The organism is Paraburkholderia unamae, from assembly GCF_003268775.1.
GTDB lineage: Bacteria > Pseudomonadota > Gammaproteobacteria > Burkholderiales > Burkholderiaceae > Paraburkholderia > Paraburkholderia unamae.
In genome coordinates, this window is sequence record NZ_QLSU01000011.1 from 267,390 (window position 1) to 284,202 (window position 16,813).

Below are 16,813 nucleotides of genomic sequence, written 5' to 3' on the forward strand. Positions count from 1 at the left end.
AGATGCGAGGAGATGCGATGTTCGATGGACGTTTGAAGGCCAGGATGCTGGCCGTGTGTGTGGCGGCCGCCACGGCGCTCGGCATGAGCGCGGCAAAGGCCGATCCCGTTTCGCTCAACATTGTCGACGTGGCCGGGAACCTCCAGCTCACGCAAAAGGCTTTCGAGGCGTTCAAGGCGAAGAATCCGAACCTCGTCTCCAACATCACTTACACCAACGCGCCCGCGCCGCAGTTGCCTGGCAAGATCAAGGCGATGCAGGCCGCCGGCCGCGCGGACATCGATCTCGTGCTCACGGGCACCGACGCGCTCGCCGCGGGCATCGAACAGAACCTGTGGATGAAGCTGCTGCCCGACCAGCAGGCGGCGCTGCCGGGCGTGCTCGACAAGTACGCGCCGGGCCCGCGCAAGATGCAGGACCTCGCGCAAGGCTACGGCCTCGAAGTGTCGTACATGCCGGCCGGTCCGCTGATCGAATACAACCCGGCCAAGGTCGCCAAGCCGCCGCAAACGCCGCAGGAACTGCTGGCGTGGTGCAAGGCGAACCCCGGCAAGCTGATTTACGCGCGTCCGGCCAACTCGGGCCCCGGCCGCACGTTCCTGATGGGCCTGCCGTATCTGCTCGGCGACAAGAACCCGCAAGACCCGATCAACGGCTGGGACAAGACCTGGGCGTTCCTGAAGGAGCTGAACTCGTGCGTGCCGTACTACCCCGGCGGCACCTCGGCGGTGATGAAGGAACTGGGCGAGGGCACGCGCGACATGACCGTGACCGTGACGGGCTGGGACATCAACCCGCGCGCGCTCGGCATCGTGCCCGCCGACTTCAAGGTTCAGGCGTTCAACAACATGACGTGGGTGAACGACGCCCATTACATGGTCGTGCCCAAGGGCGTGTCGAAAGAGAAGCTCGCGGTGCTGTTCAAGCTCATGAACTTCATGCTCGAACCGCAGCAGCAGGCCATGACGTATGACGACGGCTACTTCTATCCGGGCCCGGCGGTGAAGGACGTCACGCTGCAAATGGCGCCGAAGGAAAGCCAGGATGTGATCGCGAAGTACGGCCGCCCCGAGTATGCGAAATGGCTCACGGCCTATCCGCATGTCCAGCCGCTTTCGGCGCAGGCGATGGTGGCGGCGTTCCAGAAATGGGACCGCGAAGTCGGCTCGCAGAAGTCCCAGTAACGCGAGGAAGAGTCAGCGATGGACGGACGGCGCTCATGGGCTTCAGTGTTGAACGCCGTTCGCGATCCATGCTCGTGTAGTTGACTATGCTGGTCAGGAACGTGTCATGAAGCATTCTTTCGATCGTCTGCGCCTCGACTCGGTGTGCCGTAGTTTCACCAACGCGGAGGGGACGCAGCTCGCGGCGCTGCGCGGTCTCGACCTCGACATTCGCCGCGGCGAATTCATTGCGCTGCTCGGGCCTTCGGGCTGCGGGAAATCCACGGCGCTCAATTGCATTGCGGGTCTGCAACCGCTCACGAGCGGCAGCATCTGGCTGGACGACCTGCGTATCGACGTGCTGCCGCCCGAGAAGCGCGGCTTCGGCATGGTGTTTCAGAACTACGCGTTGTTCCCGCACATGACGGTGCTGGAAAACGTGGGCTTCGGCCTGAAGATGCAGGGCGTGCCGCGCGAAGACGCGAAGCGCCGCGCGCGCGAGGCACTGCAACTCGTGCAACTGGTGGGCCACGAAAACAAGCTACCGGGCCAGCTTTCGGGCGGCCAGCAGCAGCGCGTGGCCATTGCCCGCGCCATCGTGATCGAGCCGCCGCTCGTGCTGATGGACGAGCCGCTCTCGAACCTCGACACCAAGCTGCGCATTGAAATGCGCGCGGAAATCCGCCGCATTCACGGGCAACTGGAGCGCGCGACGATCTACGTGACGCACGACCAGGACGAAGCGCTTTCGATGGCGGACCGCATCGTCGTGATGAAAGAGGGCGTCGTGCAGCAGGTGGCCACGCCCAAGGAAGTGTATAGCCGCCCCTCGAATCTGCACGTGGCGCGCTTCATGGGCTTTCGCAATGTGCTGCCGTTCGCCATTACCGGCGAGCAGGGCGGCCACATTGCGATGTCGTCGTCGGGCATCACGCTGACCGGCGTGCCGATGGGCGATATGGCAGCCAAAAGCGGCGGCAACGAGATCTCGGTGGCCATGCGCCCCGAAGACTTCGAGCGTGCCAACGCGGGCGACGCCAACGCGTTCGACGTCGAAGTGGAAATGGTCGAATACGGCGGCCGCGATTCGCTGCTGCTCGCCAACGCGCCGTTCGGCAAGCTGTGGGCGCGCGTGGAAGGCGAATTCGAAGCGGGCGAGCGCGCCACGCTGCGCGTTGCGCCTTCGCATGTGCTGGCCTACGCGGAGCGTGCGTCGTGAGCACGCTCATCCCGTCGCTGACCCGCGCGCCGCGCGATTCGCGCGGCTGGCTCGTCACGCCCGCGCTCGGCTTCATCATCGCGATGTTCCTCTATCCGTTCGCCTACGGTCTCGTGCTGTCGTTCAAGCCGATGAACGGCGGCGGCATGTTCGCGAATTACCTCCAGTTCATTCACGACCTCGCGCTGTGGCCCACGGTGTTCGTCACGCTCAAACTGGCGGTGCCCGCGACCATCATCAATGTCGGGCTCTCGCTGCCGGTCGCGTTCGCGCTGCGCCGCAAGTCGCCGTACCAGAAGCTCGTGACCACGCTGCTCGTGATTCCCGTCACGCTCGGCACGGTGCTGATCGCCGACGGCATGCTCAGCTACTTCGGCCCGAACGGCTGGTTCCCGCAGGCGCTGCACGCGCTGCATCTGTACACGAGCGAAGAGATCCGCCTCACGCACAACTACTGGGGCGTGCTGATCTCGCTGATCGTTTCGGGTTTTCCGTTCGCTTTCCTGCTCACGCTCTCGTACATCACGGGCATCGACCCGACGCTCGCGCGCGCGGCGGCCACGCTCGGTGCGGGCCCGTGGCAGCAGTTCCGTCAAATCTATCTGCCGCTGCTCGCGCCCGGTCTCACGATGGCCGCGTGTCTTTCGTTCGTGCAGGCGTATTCGGTGTTCCCTTCGGCGGTGCTGCTCGGCGCGCCCGCCGGTCCCACGCGCGTGATCTCCATCGCGGCAGCGGAGGCGGCGTTCGAGAGCTATGACTACTCGCTCGCCTCGACCATCGCGATCGTGATGGGCTTCGTGCAGTTGATCGTCGTGGCCGCGATGTTGAGCGCCAGGCGCTTCTTCTACTCGGGCCCGGTGAGCGGAGGGAAAGGCTGATGACCGCACATCAACGCAACGCGGCCGGCCTCAGCACGGAAGCGACGACGAGCGAGGAGCGTTCCACGTCCGCCGCCAACGTCGAGCAGGCCAGGCCCGCTTCGCGCCTGCCCGAGGTGCTCTGGAAAGTATTCGTCTGGGGCGGCGTGGTGTTCTTCCTGCTCAACGTGCTGCTGCTGATCGCCACCGTCGGCGTGAACTCCATCGCTACCCGCTGGTTCGGCACGCCGCTGCCGCAAGGCTTCACGCTGCACTGGTATGCGCAGGCGTGGCGCGACTTCCAGCTTTCGAGCGTGCTGTGGGTGACGTTCGAAGTGGTGGGCTCGGTCGTGCTGCTCTCCATCGCGCTGGGCGTGCCCGCCGCCTACGCGCTGGCGCGCGCGCAGTTCCCAGGCAAGCGCATTGCCATGCTGGTGTTCCTGCTGCCGCTCATGGTGCCGCCCGTCACGTACGGTATTCCGATGGCCACTGCCATGTACCAGATCGGCCTCGCGGGCACGCTGCCCGGCGTGATTCTCGCGAACCTCGTCCCCGCACTGCCGTTCGTGATCCTCGTGATGACGCCGTTCATCGAACAGATCGATCCGAACCTTGAATCGGCCGCGCGCATTTTCGGCGCGAACACGCTGCGCTATTTCCGTTATGTATTGCTGCCGCTTCTCGTGCCCGGGATGCTGGCGGCGGGGCTGCTCGTGCTCGTGCGCACGATCGGCATGTTCGAACTCACTTTCTTTACCGCCGGACCCGACACGCAAACGCTGGTGGTTGCGCTGTACTACGCCGTCTTCTCGACGGGCGTGCGTGCGCCGCAATCCATCGACGCGATGGCCATGATCTATATGGCCATCACGCTTGCGTGGGTGCTGGTCGCCCTGCAATTCGTCAGCCCGACACAGCTCGTGTCGCGCGTGAAGGAACAACGCTAGCGCGCCGCCGGCGGCTTTACTGGAAACACCTGGAGCAACGCAAGATGAGCAAGAAGCGAAAGACCCCCGAAGAACTGCGCAGCCACCGCTGGTATGGCGTGAACGACCTGCGGTCGTTCGGCCATCGCTCGCGCTCCGCGCAGATGGGCTACAGCCGCGAAGAATACGCGGGCAAGCCGGTGATCGCCATCCTCAATACGTGGAGCGAGATGAACCCTTGCCATACGCACTTCAAGCAGCGTGTGGAAGAGGTCAAGCGCGGCATCTGGCAAGCAGGCGGTTTCCCGATCGAGCTGCCGGTGCAAACGCTCTCCGAGCCGTTCCAGAAGCCCACCACGATGCTCTACCGCAACTTCCTCGCCATGGAAGCGGAAGAGACGATCCGCTCGTATCCGGCCGACGGCGTCGTGCTGATGGGCGGTTGCGACAAGACCACGCCCGCGCTCTTGATGGGCGCGATCTCGATGGACCTGCCGACGATCTTCCTGCCCGCGGGCCCGATGCTCAACGGCAACTGGAACGGCGTGACGCTCGGTTCGGGCTCGGACACCTGGAAGTACTGGGCCGACCTGCGCGCGGGCAAGATCACCGAAGAGGACTGGAAGGGCGTGGAAGGCGGCATCGCGCGCTCGCCGGGCCACTGCATGACGATGGGCACCGCATCGACGATGACGAGCGCGGCGGAAGCGCTCGGCTTCACGCTGCCGGGCTTCGCCTCGATTCCCGCGCCGGACTCGCGCCACGCGCAGATGTCGGCGAAAACGGGCATGCGCATTGTCGAGATGGTGTGGGAAGACCTGAAGCCTTCGGACATCATCACGCGCAAGGCAGTCGATAACGCCGTGACCACGTGTCTCGCGCTTTCGGGCTCGACCAACGCGATCGTGCACATGATCGCGCTCGCGCGCCGCGCCGGTGTCGATCTCTCGCTCGCGCAGTACGACGAAATCGCGCGCCGCACGCCGGTGCTCGCGAACATCCGCCCGACCGGCAAGTACCTCATGGAGGACTTCTACTATGCGGGCGGTCTGCGCGCGATGCTCAAGGAACTGGGCGACCTGATCGACGGCACGCAGATGACCGTGAACGGCAAGACGCTCGGCGAGAACATTGCCGATGCGGAAATCTACAGCGAAGAGGTGATCTATCGCCGTGCGAAGCCGCTCATGCCGGATACGGGCCTCGCCGTGCTGCGCGGCAATCTCGCGCCGGACGGCGCCGTGATCAAGCCGGGCGCGGCGGAAAAGCACCTGCACGTCCACACGGGCAAGGCTGTTGTGTTCAAGGACTACAACGACATGGCCGCACGCATCGACAGCGAAGACCTCGACTGCGACGAGAACAGCGTGATCGTGCTCCAGCACGCGGGTCCTGTTGGCGCGCCGGGCATGCCCGAGTGGGGCCAACTGCCGATTCCGCAAAAGATCCTCCAGAAGGGCGTGCGCGACATGTTGCGTATTTCCGACGCCCGCATGAGCGGCACGAGCTATGGCGCGTGCGTGCTGCACGTGGCGCCGGAATCGTTCATCGGCGGTCCGCTCGCACTGGTCAAGGACGGCGACCTGATCGAGATGAACGTGCCGGAGCGTCGCCTGAACGTGCTGATCTCCGATGAGGAAATGGCGCGCCGCAAGGCCGAGTGGGTCGCACCGGAACCGCGCTTCACGCGCGGCTATGGCGCGATGTACCAGATGCACGTGATGCAGGCCAACAACGGCTGCGAATTCGATTTCATGCAGCGTGACGGCGCGGGCGGTTCGTGCGCCAGTGCGGGCGGCGAGCCCGAGATTCACTAAGGAGACGAGCCGGCCGCAAAGGCCGGCGCGGCAGGGGGCGCTTCAGGGGTGTTGCGCCCTCTGCTGTACAGGAGGAAATGTTGCAATCAGGGTTTTAACCAGTTTCAAACCACAACGACTAAAGATAGGACTACAGATGAAAAAGACTATCCTCGCGTCCACGCTTGGACTCGCCGCGCTCGGCGCTCACGCGCAAAGCAGTGTCACGCTGTACGGTATCGTCGATACCGGCATTGGTTATCAAAGCAGCTCGGCTGCGCTTGGCAGCAACGCAGGCGGCCGCTCGGTCGTCAAGATGGTGCAGGGCGTGTGGGCCGGTTCGCGCATCGGCTTGAAGGGCAGTGAGGACCTGGGCGGCGGCACGCGCGCGATCTTCCAGCTGGAGCAAGGCTACAACTCGGCAACCGGCGCGCAATCGACCTCGGGCCTGATGTTCAGCCGCGCCGCATGGGTGGGCGTGGCGAACGCGAACTACGGTACCTTGACGGGTGGCCGCCAGTACGCCCCGTACTACACGCTGCTTTCGCCGTACAGCCCGACCACGTGGCTCACCGGCGCATACGGCGCGCACCCGGGCGACCTCGACTCGATGGACACGATCTATCGCATCAACAACGCGCTCGTCTATACGTCGCCGAACTTCGCGGGCCTGACCGTGAGCGGCATGTACGCGCTGGGCGGCGTGCCGGGCAGCACCGGCGCGGGCCAGTCGTGGAGCATCGCGGCGCAATACCTGCATGGTCCGGCGGGCATCGCCGTGGGCTTCGAGCGTCTGAACAACTCGGCGAGCGGCGGCGGCGCGTGGGGTGCGAACTCGACGGCGTCGAGCAACGGCGAGCCGGGCGTGTCGGCCATCACCAACGGCTTCCAGACCGCCCAGGCGCAGCAGCGCCTCGCCGTCACGGCGGGCTACCAGTTCAATTCGCAGTGGGATATTTCGGCGGCGTACTCGAACGTTCAGTACATCCCGGGCATCAACTCGAAGTTCTTCGACACGCAGATCTGGAACACGGGCGGCGTCGTGCTGCACTACAAGCCGTTCACCACGCTCGATCTCGCGGCCGGTTTCGCCTACACGCGCGCGACCAAGGCCAACGGCGTGCAGAGCGCAGCTTCGTACCAGCAGTACAACCTCTCGCAGTACTACTCGTTGTCCAAGCGCACGGGTATCTACTTCGTCGAGGCGTTCCAGCGCGCGGGCGGTCAGACGCTCGGCAACAACGGTGCGGGCAACATCATCAACGCGACGGCCGACATCGGCGACGGCCAGAACAGCGCGCCTTCGTCGTCGCGCAGCCAGGTGGCGGGCGCGATCGGCATCGTTCACCGCTTCTAAGGCGGGGTTCAGGGTCGTTTAGAAGTCTTCACGCTCCGAAAGCAGTATGTTCGGCGGTGCCGGGTCGATGGGGATCCTGCGCCGCCGTTTTTTTGCTACCGCGCGTGTCCGCTCGCCAGCACGACCGCTTCGCTGATCGCGGCAGGCAGATATGACACGTGATTCTGGCCGGGGTAGACCCGCATATCCGCGTCGAAGCCGAGCGCGGGCGTCGCGTTCAGCAGGTCGGCAAACGCGCGGGCGTTGTCGAGCATCGCGGCATGGGTCACGCGTTCGATGCGCGCCGGCGTTGCATCGGCCGCGACCCGCTGCTCGTCGCCGCCCACGCGAATCGCGAGCGGAATCCGCGTGCCCGGCGCACGGTTTCGCCCGGCATCCCCAGCCGCGCGAGTGCTCGCAAGCAGTTCGCCCGCGTTCCACCAGAGCGAAGGACTTGCCGCCATATAGCGCGAGTACGCGCCCGGATGCGCGAGCGCGTCGTGCAGGACGAAGAAGCCGCCCAGCGAATGCCCGAACAACATGCGCCGTTGCGCCGATATCTCGACTCGCGCCTGAATGGCGCGCGGCAATGCCTCGTTGACCACGGCTTCGAACGCCTGCGCGCCGCCCGTATCGAGCGGCGCACCGTGTGCGTTGCGCGGCACGCCCCAGCCGTCGCGATTGGGCGTCGTGAAGTCGCGAAAGCGCTGGCGTTCGCAGAACAGCGCGTCGTTGTCGGCGGCAATGGCGGCAATCACCACGGGGCCGATCAGCCGCTCCTGCAAGCGCGCGGCGCTCACGGCGAGAGGGAATGTCGCGTTGCCGTCGAGCAGCACGAGCAATGGCGGCGCAGCGCTTTGCGCGGGCGCGCTGGCGGCTTCGCCTTCGGCGCGCGCTTGCCCGTGCGGCGTGGGCCGATAGAGCCAGACGCGGTAGCGAGGCCCCTGCGCGCCCGTTTCGAGCACGAACGATTCGGTGTCGGGAAGCAGGGCGCGTGGCCAGGCAGCTGATTCGGTATCCGAATGAGTTACGGGTGAATCGGCTTTGGCCGATGCATGCGGAACCTGCGCCTGGGCAACGGCCGTATGCGCCAGCGCCAGGGCAAAGAGCACGCCAGCCGCGCGGCGGGAGAAAGTGCGACGATGTTTCATCCTCAACCTCACCATTGGTATCGCGCCGTGCCGATCACCTCGCGGCGAACGCCCCAGAAGCATTGCGTGCTGCTTGCGCAGGCGGCGACGTACTGGCGGTCGAAGAGGTTCGATGCGTTGACGGCAAAGCGCCAGTTGCGCAATTCGTAGTGCAGCGCGAGATCGACGAGCGTGAAGGAGCCCACCTTGAACGAGTCGTCGGCCGCGCCATAGGTGCTGCCGATATAGCGCACGCCCGCGCCCATGCCGAAACCCTTGAGCGGGCCGCGATGCAGCGTGTAATCCGCCCACAGCGAAGCCGTATTTTTGGGCACGGCGGCGGGCGTGTGGCCGAGCGACGAGTCGTTCGCGCTCGCGACCCATGCGCTCGTATAGGTGTACGCGGCGATCAGCGAGAGATCGCGCGTGACGTTCAAGTGCGTTTCCAGCTCCACGCCGCGGCTCTTCACGGCGCCCGTCTGCACGCGGTAGTTCGCGTTGCTGGGGTCGGGCGTGGACACGTTGTGCTGTTCGAGGTCGTAGAGCGAGAGCGTCGTGAAGCTCGTGGTGCCCGGAATCTGATACTTGAGGCCGACTTCGAACTGTCGCCCCGTGGAAGGCTTGAGCGGGCTGCCGTCGGCCGTCGTGCCCGAGGTGATGGGCTGGAACGAGCGCGAAAAACTTGCGAAGGGCGAAAGGCCGTTGTCGAACGCGTAGAGCAGGCCCGCGCGCCAGGTGAAGGCGCGGTCGGACTGTGACGTGGAGGTGTGCTTGACGTATTCGTTCGCGCTCGTCGTTGCGAAGTCCTCGCGCGCGCCGAGCACGAACGACCACTTGCCGAGCGTCATCTGGTCCTGCAAGTAGAGGCCGAGGTCGTCGGTGCGCTGGCGCGTGTAGCTGGCAAGCGTGGGCGTGGCGATCGCCTGGCCATACACGGGCGCCGTGATGTCGAGCGCGGGGGCCTTGCCCGACGCGAGCCGGCGGTCCGACATCGTCATCTGGTAATCGAGACCCATGAGCACCGCGTGGCGCACCGCGCCGGTCGCGAAGTCGGCTTCGAGCTGGGTGTCGGTGGAAAGCGCGTCGAGATGTTCGAGCGAAGCCGTCGTCAGGCGATTCAGGTAGCGATTGGTCGTGTTCGTGTAACCGCTCGAATAGACCGTTTGGTAGTCGCTCCACATATGCATGTAGCGCGTGTTCTGCCGGACGGTGAAGGTGTCGTTGAAGCGGTGCGTGAACGCATAGCCGAGCGAAGCCTGCTCGCGGCGGAAATGATCGAAATCGGGCTCGCCGTCGTTGAAGCCGGTGCCGATCATGCCGTTCGGGTTGTACGAGACGGTGCCATAGCGCGGCAGAAAGCCGTAGTAGCCGTTGTTCGGGTCGTACTGGTAGCTGGCCAGCAGCGTGAGCTCCGTGTTCGCGTCGGGGCGCAGCGTGAGCGAGGGCGCGACGTAGATGCGTTGTTCCTTCGTGCCGTCCACTTGCGTGTCGGTGTTGCGCGCGAGGCCGACGAAGCGGTAAAGCACGCGCTGGTCGGCGTCCACGGCACCGCCCAGATCGAACGCGCCTTCCCAGCGGTTGTGCGTGCCCGCGCCGAGCATCACCTCGTTGACGTGATCCGCTTCGGGGCGTTTGCTCTCCAGCACGACCACGCCGCCGGGGTTCGCCTGGCCATAGAGAATCGAGCTTGGCCCGCGCAGCACTTCGATGCGTTGCAGTCCGTATTGTTCGATCTGGGGCACGGCGTAGGAAAGGCCGCGGCCCAGGTTGAGCCCGTCGAGAAAATTCACGTAGACGGCGTTGCCGCCGAAGCCGCCAAAGCCGCGCATCTGCAAGCTGTCGTAGCGGTCGCCGATACCGCGCGTTTCCGGCACGATGCCAGCCGAATAGCGCAACGCCTGCGCGACCGACTGCACGTTCTGCACGTCCATCTGCTGGCGTTCGATGACCGAAACCGATTGCGGCGTGCGGGTGAGCGGCACGCTCGACTTCAGCGCCGCGCTCGCGACGGTGGGGTCGTTTTGCTCGACGATGCTGCGCTTGCTGATTGTCACGGCGGGCAGCGAGGTCTCGTTGAGCGCGCCGGTTTCCGTGGGTGGCGTGGGTTCGGCCTCCAGCACGAACGCGGCGTTCTGGCCGCGCACGGCGCGCAGGCCGCTGCCGCGCAGCAGTTGTGCGAGCGCGCCGGAAGCATCGGCGTGGCCTGCGAAGCCCGGCGAGCGCTTGCCCGCCACGAGCGCGCTCGTGTAGACAAGCTGAATGCCGCTCGTTTCGGCGAACTGGTTGAGCGCCGTGTTGAGGTCCGAGGGAGCGATGCGGTAATCGAGTCGTGGGCTGCCGTGGGCCGTGTTCTGCTGGCCGGCTGTCTGGCTTTGAGCCGTGACGGGCAGGGTGGCGAAGAGGGCGAGGGCCGCCGCGCAGATAGCGAGCGGTTTGAATGATGGTGGTAAGTACAACGAAATTCCCCGTTTTTGTTACTGATGGGGGAATAGACGTTTGAGCGCCAGGAAACCGGATGTCTCGCGCAAAATATTTTTTTGCGCGGTGCGTGCTACTGCGTTGCCGCTGCCTCCGGCGCGGAGAGAATGACGATGCGGCCCGCGATCTGCGTTGATTGCAGACGCAACGTTTCAGCGAGGGTGGCAAGCGCTCGCGCGGGCGCGCCGATGGCGAAGTTGCCGGACACGCGCAGGGCGGCTGCGCTGCCGCGCACGTAGACGAAGTGGCCGTTCCAGTAGCGGTTCAGCGCGGCGACCACGTCGCCGAGCGGCGCGTCGGTGAACACCATGCGGCCGCGCTGCCATGCCGTGGCGGCGAAAAGGTCCACGCCCACCGTGGCGGGCGCACGGTCGCCGTCGCCGAACGCCACGCTCTGACCGGCCACGGCTTCCCTGCTGCCGGCCGCGTTGCGCACGGCCACGCGGCCCTGCGTCACCGTCACGAGTACGTCGCCGGTGCGCGCGGGATTGAGCGACGGCGTGCTCGCCTGGAAGGCCGTGCCGATATCCACGATCTCGCCGCCGCCCGCATGCACGACGAAGCGGCGCGGGTCGCCGTGCCGGACTTCGAAGGCCGCGCGGCCGCGCGCGAGCACGATGCTGCGCTCGTTCGGCGTGTAGCGCACGTCGATGGCCGAGTCCGCGTCGAGCTTCGCGATGGTGCCGTCTGCGAGCGCGAGCGTGCGCAATTCGCCTGGTGCGGTTGCGTAGTCGGGGGCGTGCGCATAGAGCGCGGCGCCTATGCCGATCGCCGCGATCGCGGTGGCAAACGGTGCGACAAACGCGGCGCGCGGCACGGTGAATGCAAAGCGCGGGAAAGCCGCCTTCGTGCGCGGCTTCGCGATGTTGCCCGCAGGGGCGCACTTTGCATTCGCCGTCGCGCGCAGCGCATCGGCCTCGCGCCACTGCCTGAGCGCCGCTTCGAAGGCCTTGCCATGCTGCGGGGAGCGCGCGCACCAGCGTGCAAGCCGCGCGTCGTCTATCCGGGCGCGGCCCGCGTCGATACGCACGATCCACACGGCGGCCTGCGCGCGAATGCGGCGCGTGCGCGCGGCCGCTTGCGCGTCGGCGGCGAGGTCGGCTGGGAATGAATCGGGCATACCCGCGTGCTGATGATCCTTAGTCATGGTCGGACGGCGTGCCTGCGCCATGCGCGTCGCGATCGAATTCGAGCAGGTCCAGCAGCGCGCGCCGCAGATGCTTTTCGACCATGTTCTTGCTGATTTGCAGACGCTGCGCGATAGCTTCGTGCGAAAGCCCGTGCACCTTGCGCAGCAGAAAGACCTCGCGGCAGCGCGGCGGCAGGGCGTTCACCGTCTGTTCGAGCGCCCGCGCGGTTTGCGAGGCTTCGGCAAACTGGCTGGGGTCGACCGGATCGACGGCCAGCTCCGGGCAGGCGTCATTATCGTCGTCGTGCGCAAGCATGTCGACGTGCAGGTGCGAGGACGTCCGGCTTTCCCGAAACCGGTCGATCAGCAGGTTTTCGATCACGCGCACGAAGAACGCGCGCGGCTGCCGGATCTCGGCTGAGTCTTGCAGCGAGGCAACCTTGACGAACGCGTCGTGCACGAGATCCGAGGCCGCTTCCGCCGAGCGCATGCGCCGCCGCGCGAACGCAAGCAGCGTACGGTAATGCGCGGCGAACGCGTGGGCGAGGCTGGAGGATGGCTGCACGAATGGTTGGCAGAAAGCCGCCGCTGTCCGGGCGCGGGTTTCAGGTCGCTTACGATTTTTACGAATGAGAATTATTATCGTTTATGCGTTTTCGTGCAAGTCCAGCGGCGTGATTCCTGCCGGATCGGCGGGATTCGGGCCGCAAGGTTCTGGCCGCGACGTTCCGGCCGTAAACGGCCGCGCGGGCGGAGAACCCACCTCCGCCCGCGCGCGATTGACCGGAACCCCTTACTTCGTGCCCACGGTCTGCAACGGCTTCCACTCGCCGCCCACGACCTTGTACACCGTGACGCCGCCGTACTTCAGGTCGCCATACTGGTCGTACGACAGTTCGGAGGTGGTGATGCCCTTCATGTTGGTCGCCTTCAGTGCGGCGAGGAAGGCTTTCGGATCGGTCGAGTCTGCCTTCTTCATGGCATTGAACACGGCCATCGTGCCGTCATAGGCGTACGGCGCGTACAGTTCCACCGGCTGGCTGAAGCGCTTGGTGTAATGGTCGGAGAACGCCTTGCCGCCCGGCATCTGGGCGAGCGGGCTGCCTTCGGACGCGGCCAGCGTGCCTTCCGACGCCTCGCCCGCGACCTTGATCAGGTTGGCGGACTGGACCATGTCCGGGCCGAGCAGCGGCGCCTTGATCGCCAGCGAGCGCATTTGCTTGAGCATGGGCGCGGCCTGGGTGTCCGCGCCGCCGTAGAACACCGCGTCGACGTTTGCCTCCTTGATCTTCGTGAGAATCGCGCGGAAGTCCACGGCCTTGTCGCTCGTGTATTCCTGCGCGACCACGGTGGCGCCCGCCGCCTTCGCGGCCTTGGTGAACTCTTCGGCCACGCCCTGGCCGTAGGCGGTGCGATCGTCGACGATCGCGAGGCGCTTGAACTTGAGGCCCTTCACGGCGTAGTCGCCGAGCACGCTGCCGAGCTGCGTGTCCGAAGTCAGCAGGCGGAACGTGGTGGGCAGGCCGAGGCGCGTATAGGTCGGGGCCGTGGCCATGGCGATTTCGGGAATGCCCGCCTTCGCGTAGATCGGCGCGGCCGGGATGCTCGTGCCCGAGTTGTAGTGGCCGATCACGGCGACCACGCCGTCGTCCACGAGTTTTTGCGCGACCGTCGTGCCGGTGCGCGGGTCGGCCTGGTCGTCCTGGGCGTCGAGCACGAAGTGCACGGACTTGCCGCCGATCACCGGGTTGGTCGCGTTCATGTCCTCGATCGCGAGCTGCACGCCGCTGCGGAAATCGGCACCATAGTGAGCCTGACCGCCGGTGAGCGGCGCGGCGAAGCCGATCTTCACTTCGACCGGCGCGGCGGCAAAGGCGCTCGATGCGCCTGCCAGGGTTGTACCCAGGATGACGGCGGCGGCTATGGCTGTGGTACGGAACTTCATTATATTTGTGCTCCTCAATGATGGATCGTGCAGTACCTGCACCCCTGACGGTTCTGCGGGCACCTGCCCCTCGCGTTCCGGTTCTCGCGGTCGGCTTTGAGCAATATAAGAGTCCAAAAGCTGCCGGGTCTTGCAGGAAATAAACAGCGGCGATGCCGAATTCGGCATAGTCGGACAGCCGCCGGCTTGTCCGGCAATCCTGGTGGCGGGGCTTTGCGAGGCGAAAAAAAAGCGCCCGCAATGGGCGCTTCTGCATACAGGCTGGAAGGCGGGCGATCAGGCGCGCTTGCCGCGTTGGTCCGGCGGCGTGAAATCGAAGCTCGCGAAGCTGCCGCCCTGGTAGCGCTGCGCCACCGCGTCGAGCGGATTGTCTTTCGCGAGAATCCCGGCTGCCCAGTCTTCCGAATTCTGCTTCGGCTCGTAGCCGAGGCGCTTTGCGTCGTCGTGCGCGCCTTCCTGAATCCAGTAGCTGCGCGTGTTGTTCGACACGCCCCATACCACGGCGAAGCCGATCTCATCGACGTTGATCACGCGATCGACGAGATGGAACAGGTCCTCGTGGCCGAACCACGTGCTCAGGTGGCGGAACTCAGTGGGCTTCGGCAGGCAACTGCCGATGCGCACGTTCACGGTCTCGATGCCGTGCTTGTCCCAGTAGAGGCGCGCGAGCGATTCGCCCCACGCCTTGGAAAGGCCGTAGAAGCCGTCCGGGCGGAACGCGCAGTCGAGCGTGAGCTTGTCTTCCACCGGGTACATGCCGATCGCGTGGTTCGAGCTCGCGAACAGGATGCGCTTCGTGCCGTGGCGGCGCGCGCCTTCGTAGACTTCGACGAGCCCGCGCAGATTGTTTTCGATGATCTCGGGCAGGGGGCGTTCCACGCTCGTGCCGGCCATGTGGATCAGCACGTCGACGCCGTCGAGCAGGCGGTCGACCACGTCGGGCTGACGCAGGTCGCCGTGCATCACGTCCTCGCCCGCGAAGAGCGGTTCAAGCGGCTTCGAGCCGGCGGCGCATCGCAGGTTCACGCCGCGCTCGTGCAGGCCTTTGCGCAACACGGTGCCGAGCTGGCCGGCCGCGCCGGTCAATGCAACTTTCTTCACGGTGATTGTCCTCACATGGAAATGCCGAAAGCCGGCGCCCTCGCGGGCGCCGGCCAGTGATGATGTCGATCAAGCCTTCACGTTATGCGAGGGCTGGAGTGCGGGACTGGCCGCGTTGTCCTTCTGTTCGTTCGAGATCAGGCGCCACGCCACGCAGGCGCCGATGATGTCGAACAGCATCAGGCATACGAACAACGGGTTATAGCCGATCGTGCTGGCCACTGCGCCGACGATGAGCGAAAACACCGTCGCGCCGAGGTAGCCGAACATGCCCGAGAGACCCGTGGCGGTGGCGACTTCGTGCTGGCCGAACACGTCGGAGGCGAGCGTGAACAGCGCGCCCGAAATCGTCTGGTGTGCGAACGTGCCGACGCAGAAGAGGGCGATGGCGGCGTACGGGCTTGCCACGAGCCCCACGCAGGCCGGGCCGACCATCAGCACCGCGCCGGTCGTGATGACGAGCTTGCGCGAAGTGATGAGCGAGCAGCCGAACCAGCGGATGAAAAGCGGCGCGAGGTAGCCGCCCACGAGGCAGCCGAGGTCGGCGGCGAGGAACGGCATCCACGCGAACAGCGCGATTTCCTTCAGGTTCATGTGTCGCACGGTGACCATGTACAGCGGAATCCACGCGCCGAAGGTCTGCCATGCCGGCTCGGCGAGCATGCGCGGAATGCCGATGCCCCAGAAGCGGCGCGTCTTGAGCACTTCCTTGAACGAGGCGCGGCGGCCTTGCGTGGACTTCTGCGCTGCGGTCTGGCCTTCGCGGATGTACTCGGCTTCTTCCTGCGAGAGGCGCGGGTGCTCGGCGGGCATCTTGAAGAACACGAGCCACAGCGCCACCCAGATCAGCGCGACGCCGCCCGTCAGCACGAACGCGAACTGCCAGTTGAACTTGAGAATGCACCACACGACGAGCGGCGGCGCGAGCATCGCGCCGATCGACGTGCCGGTGTTGAGCCAGCCGGTCGCGACCGAGCGCTCCTTGGCCGGGAACCATGCGCTGATGGCCTTCATGCCGGCCGGGAAGATCGCGGCTTCGGTCAGGCCGAGCATGCCGCGGAACGCGGCGAGCGCGGGCCAGCTGCCGGCGAGGCCGTGCAGCATGTTGGCGATGGCCCAGCCGAACGCGAAGATCGCGAAGCCGATCTTGATGCCCACGGAGTCGAGCACGAAGCCGGCGATGGGTTGGGCGAGGGCATAGCAGGCCTGGAAGGCCGTGACCACGTACGAGTACTGCTGCGTGGTCATGTGAAGCGTTTCAGTCAGCGTGGGTGCGGCCACCGCGAGCGAGCTGCGCGCGAGGTAGTTGAAGATGGTGCCGATCATGATGAGGCCGATGATCCACCACCGCACCCCCTTGATTGTCTTGCGTTGCACTGCTCGTCTCCTGCTGTTGGCGGGCTCCCCTTCCGGCGCGTGGCCGTGCCGGAAGGGGAGCCCGAATGGATGTGTTTCTGTGCGTGGCGCCCCGTGCTGGCCGCTGGCTGCTTGTGCCGCTGGTCTCCTGCTGGCCGCGAGGAAGGGTCGTGCCGCGCGTGAACCGGACCCTTCATGTAAGACATCATTCTATTTGCGGTAAAGTTGTAAAGCAAATCCTGATGCGCTGGGGATTTCCCTGGTGCCGGATCGGGGTCGGACGCCCGGCGCGGCCTCTGCTCGGGTTGGCTCGATGTTTATTGATCTATCGCACGTTTTTCGCGGACGATTTTTACGATGGTGCGGCTGGCGCGTCC

The 16,813-nt window shown here is 65.6% G+C and carries 13 protein-coding genes; 6 read left to right on the forward strand and 7 right to left on the reverse strand.

Annotated features, from left to right (window positions below):
* Positions 1-44: 44 nt before the first annotated feature.
* From C7401_RS20155 to C7401_RS20180, 6 genes are all read left to right on the forward strand, one after another.
* Positions 45-1,184 carry an ABC transporter substrate-binding protein gene (locus C7401_RS20155; RefSeq protein WP_258397169.1) on the forward strand — a complete coding sequence of 380 codons (1,140 nt, stop codon included), beginning with the start codon at positions 45-47 and terminating at the stop codon, positions 1,182-1,184.
* A gap of 106 nt (positions 1,185-1,290) precedes the next feature.
* Positions 1,291-2,382 (forward strand): ABC transporter ATP-binding protein, encoded by a 1,092-nt coding sequence (locus C7401_RS20160; protein WP_112173154.1) that lies wholly within the window; start codon positions 1,291-1,293, stop codon positions 2,380-2,382.
* On the forward strand, positions 2,379-3,260 hold the full coding sequence (locus C7401_RS20165; RefSeq protein WP_112173155.1) for an ABC transporter permease: 882 nt from the start codon (positions 2,379-2,381) through the stop codon (positions 3,258-3,260). The genes C7401_RS20160 and C7401_RS20165 overlap by 4 nt, the downstream gene beginning before the upstream one ends.
* Entirely contained in the window at positions 3,260-4,186 is a 927-nt protein-coding gene (locus C7401_RS20170) for an ABC transporter permease (RefSeq protein ID WP_112173156.1), read from the forward strand. Before C7401_RS20165 ends, C7401_RS20170 begins: the two co-directional genes overlap by 1 nt.
* 44 nt (positions 4,187-4,230) lie before the next feature.
* Positions 4,231-5,982 (forward strand): L-arabinonate dehydratase, encoded by a 1,752-nt coding sequence (gene araD / locus C7401_RS20175; RefSeq protein ID WP_112173157.1) that lies wholly within the window; start codon positions 4,231-4,233, stop codon positions 5,980-5,982.
* Between the two features lie 136 nt (positions 5,983-6,118).
* A complete protein-coding gene (locus tag C7401_RS20180; RefSeq protein ID WP_112173158.1) occupies positions 6,119-7,318 on the forward strand; it encodes a porin in 1,200 nt (399 codons plus the stop codon).
* A 95-nt stretch (positions 7,319-7,413) separates the two neighbouring features.
* Here the strand turns inward: C7401_RS20180 and C7401_RS20185 are convergent, their stop codons facing one another.
* From C7401_RS20185 to C7401_RS20215, 7 genes are all read right to left on the reverse strand, one after another.
* Positions 7,414-8,448: an alpha/beta hydrolase gene (locus C7401_RS20185; RefSeq protein ID WP_181565631.1), complete on the reverse strand. Its 1,035-nt coding sequence runs from the start codon at positions 8,446-8,448 to the stop codon at positions 7,414-7,416.
* A gap of 8 nt (positions 8,449-8,456) precedes the next feature.
* Positions 8,457-10,883, reverse strand: coding sequence for a TonB-dependent siderophore receptor (locus C7401_RS20190; protein ID WP_112173160.1), 2,427 nt, complete (start codon positions 10,881-10,883; stop codon positions 8,457-8,459).
* A gap of 95 nt (positions 10,884-10,978) precedes the next feature.
* Positions 10,979-12,025: a FecR family protein gene (locus C7401_RS20195; protein WP_181565632.1), complete on the reverse strand. Its 1,047-nt coding sequence runs from the start codon at positions 12,023-12,025 to the stop codon at positions 10,979-10,981.
* A 19-nt stretch (positions 12,026-12,044) separates the two neighbouring features.
* Positions 12,045-12,599: an RNA polymerase sigma factor gene (locus tag C7401_RS20200; RefSeq protein WP_181565633.1), complete on the reverse strand. Its 555-nt coding sequence runs from the start codon at positions 12,597-12,599 to the stop codon at positions 12,045-12,047.
* A gap of 228 nt (positions 12,600-12,827) precedes the next feature.
* The gene (locus C7401_RS20205) at positions 12,828-13,979 is read right to left on the reverse strand and encodes a branched-chain amino acid ABC transporter substrate-binding protein (RefSeq protein ID WP_112173163.1); all 1,152 of its coding nucleotides are present in this window, start codon (positions 13,977-13,979) and stop codon (positions 12,828-12,830) included.
* Between the two features lie 276 nt (positions 13,980-14,255).
* A complete protein-coding gene (locus C7401_RS20210) occupies positions 14,256-15,080 on the reverse strand; it encodes an NAD-dependent epimerase/dehydratase family protein (protein ID WP_112173164.1) in 825 nt (274 codons plus the stop codon).
* A 69-nt stretch (positions 15,081-15,149) separates the two neighbouring features.
* Positions 15,150-16,457 carry an MFS transporter gene (locus C7401_RS20215; protein WP_373864447.1) on the reverse strand — a complete coding sequence of 436 codons (1,308 nt, stop codon included), beginning with the start codon at positions 16,455-16,457 and terminating at the stop codon, positions 15,150-15,152.
* Positions 16,458-16,813 lie beyond the last annotated feature (356 nt).

Excerpts from the sequence above, each read along its gene's own strand:
- C7401_RS20185 (WP_181565631.1), bottom strand. The coding sequence starts at position 8,448 with ATGAAACATCGTCGCACTTTCTCCCGCCGCGCGGCTGGCGTGCTCTTT.
- C7401_RS20205 (WP_112173163.1), bottom strand. The coding sequence starts at position 13,979 with ATGAAGTTCCGTACCACAGCCATAGCCGCCGCCGTCATCCTGGGTACA.
- C7401_RS20170 (WP_112173156.1), top strand. The coding sequence starts at position 3,260 with ATGACCGCACATCAACGCAACGCGGCCGGCCTCAGCACGGAAGCGACG.
- araD (WP_112173157.1), top strand. The coding sequence starts at position 4,231 with ATGAGCAAGAAGCGAAAGACCCCCGAAGAACTGCGCAGCCACCGCTGG.
- C7401_RS20160 (WP_112173154.1), top strand. The coding sequence starts at position 1,291 with ATGAAGCATTCTTTCGATCGTCTGCGCCTCGACTCGGTGTGCCGTAGT.
- C7401_RS20180 (WP_112173158.1), top strand. The coding sequence starts at position 6,119 with ATGAAAAAGACTATCCTCGCGTCCACGCTTGGACTCGCCGCGCTCGGC.
- C7401_RS20195 (WP_181565632.1), bottom strand. The coding sequence starts at position 12,025 with ATGCCCGATTCATTCCCAGCCGACCTCGCCGCCGACGCGCAAGCGGCC.
- C7401_RS20155 (WP_258397169.1), top strand. The coding sequence starts at position 45 with ATGCTGGCCGTGTGTGTGGCGGCCGCCACGGCGCTCGGCATGAGCGCG.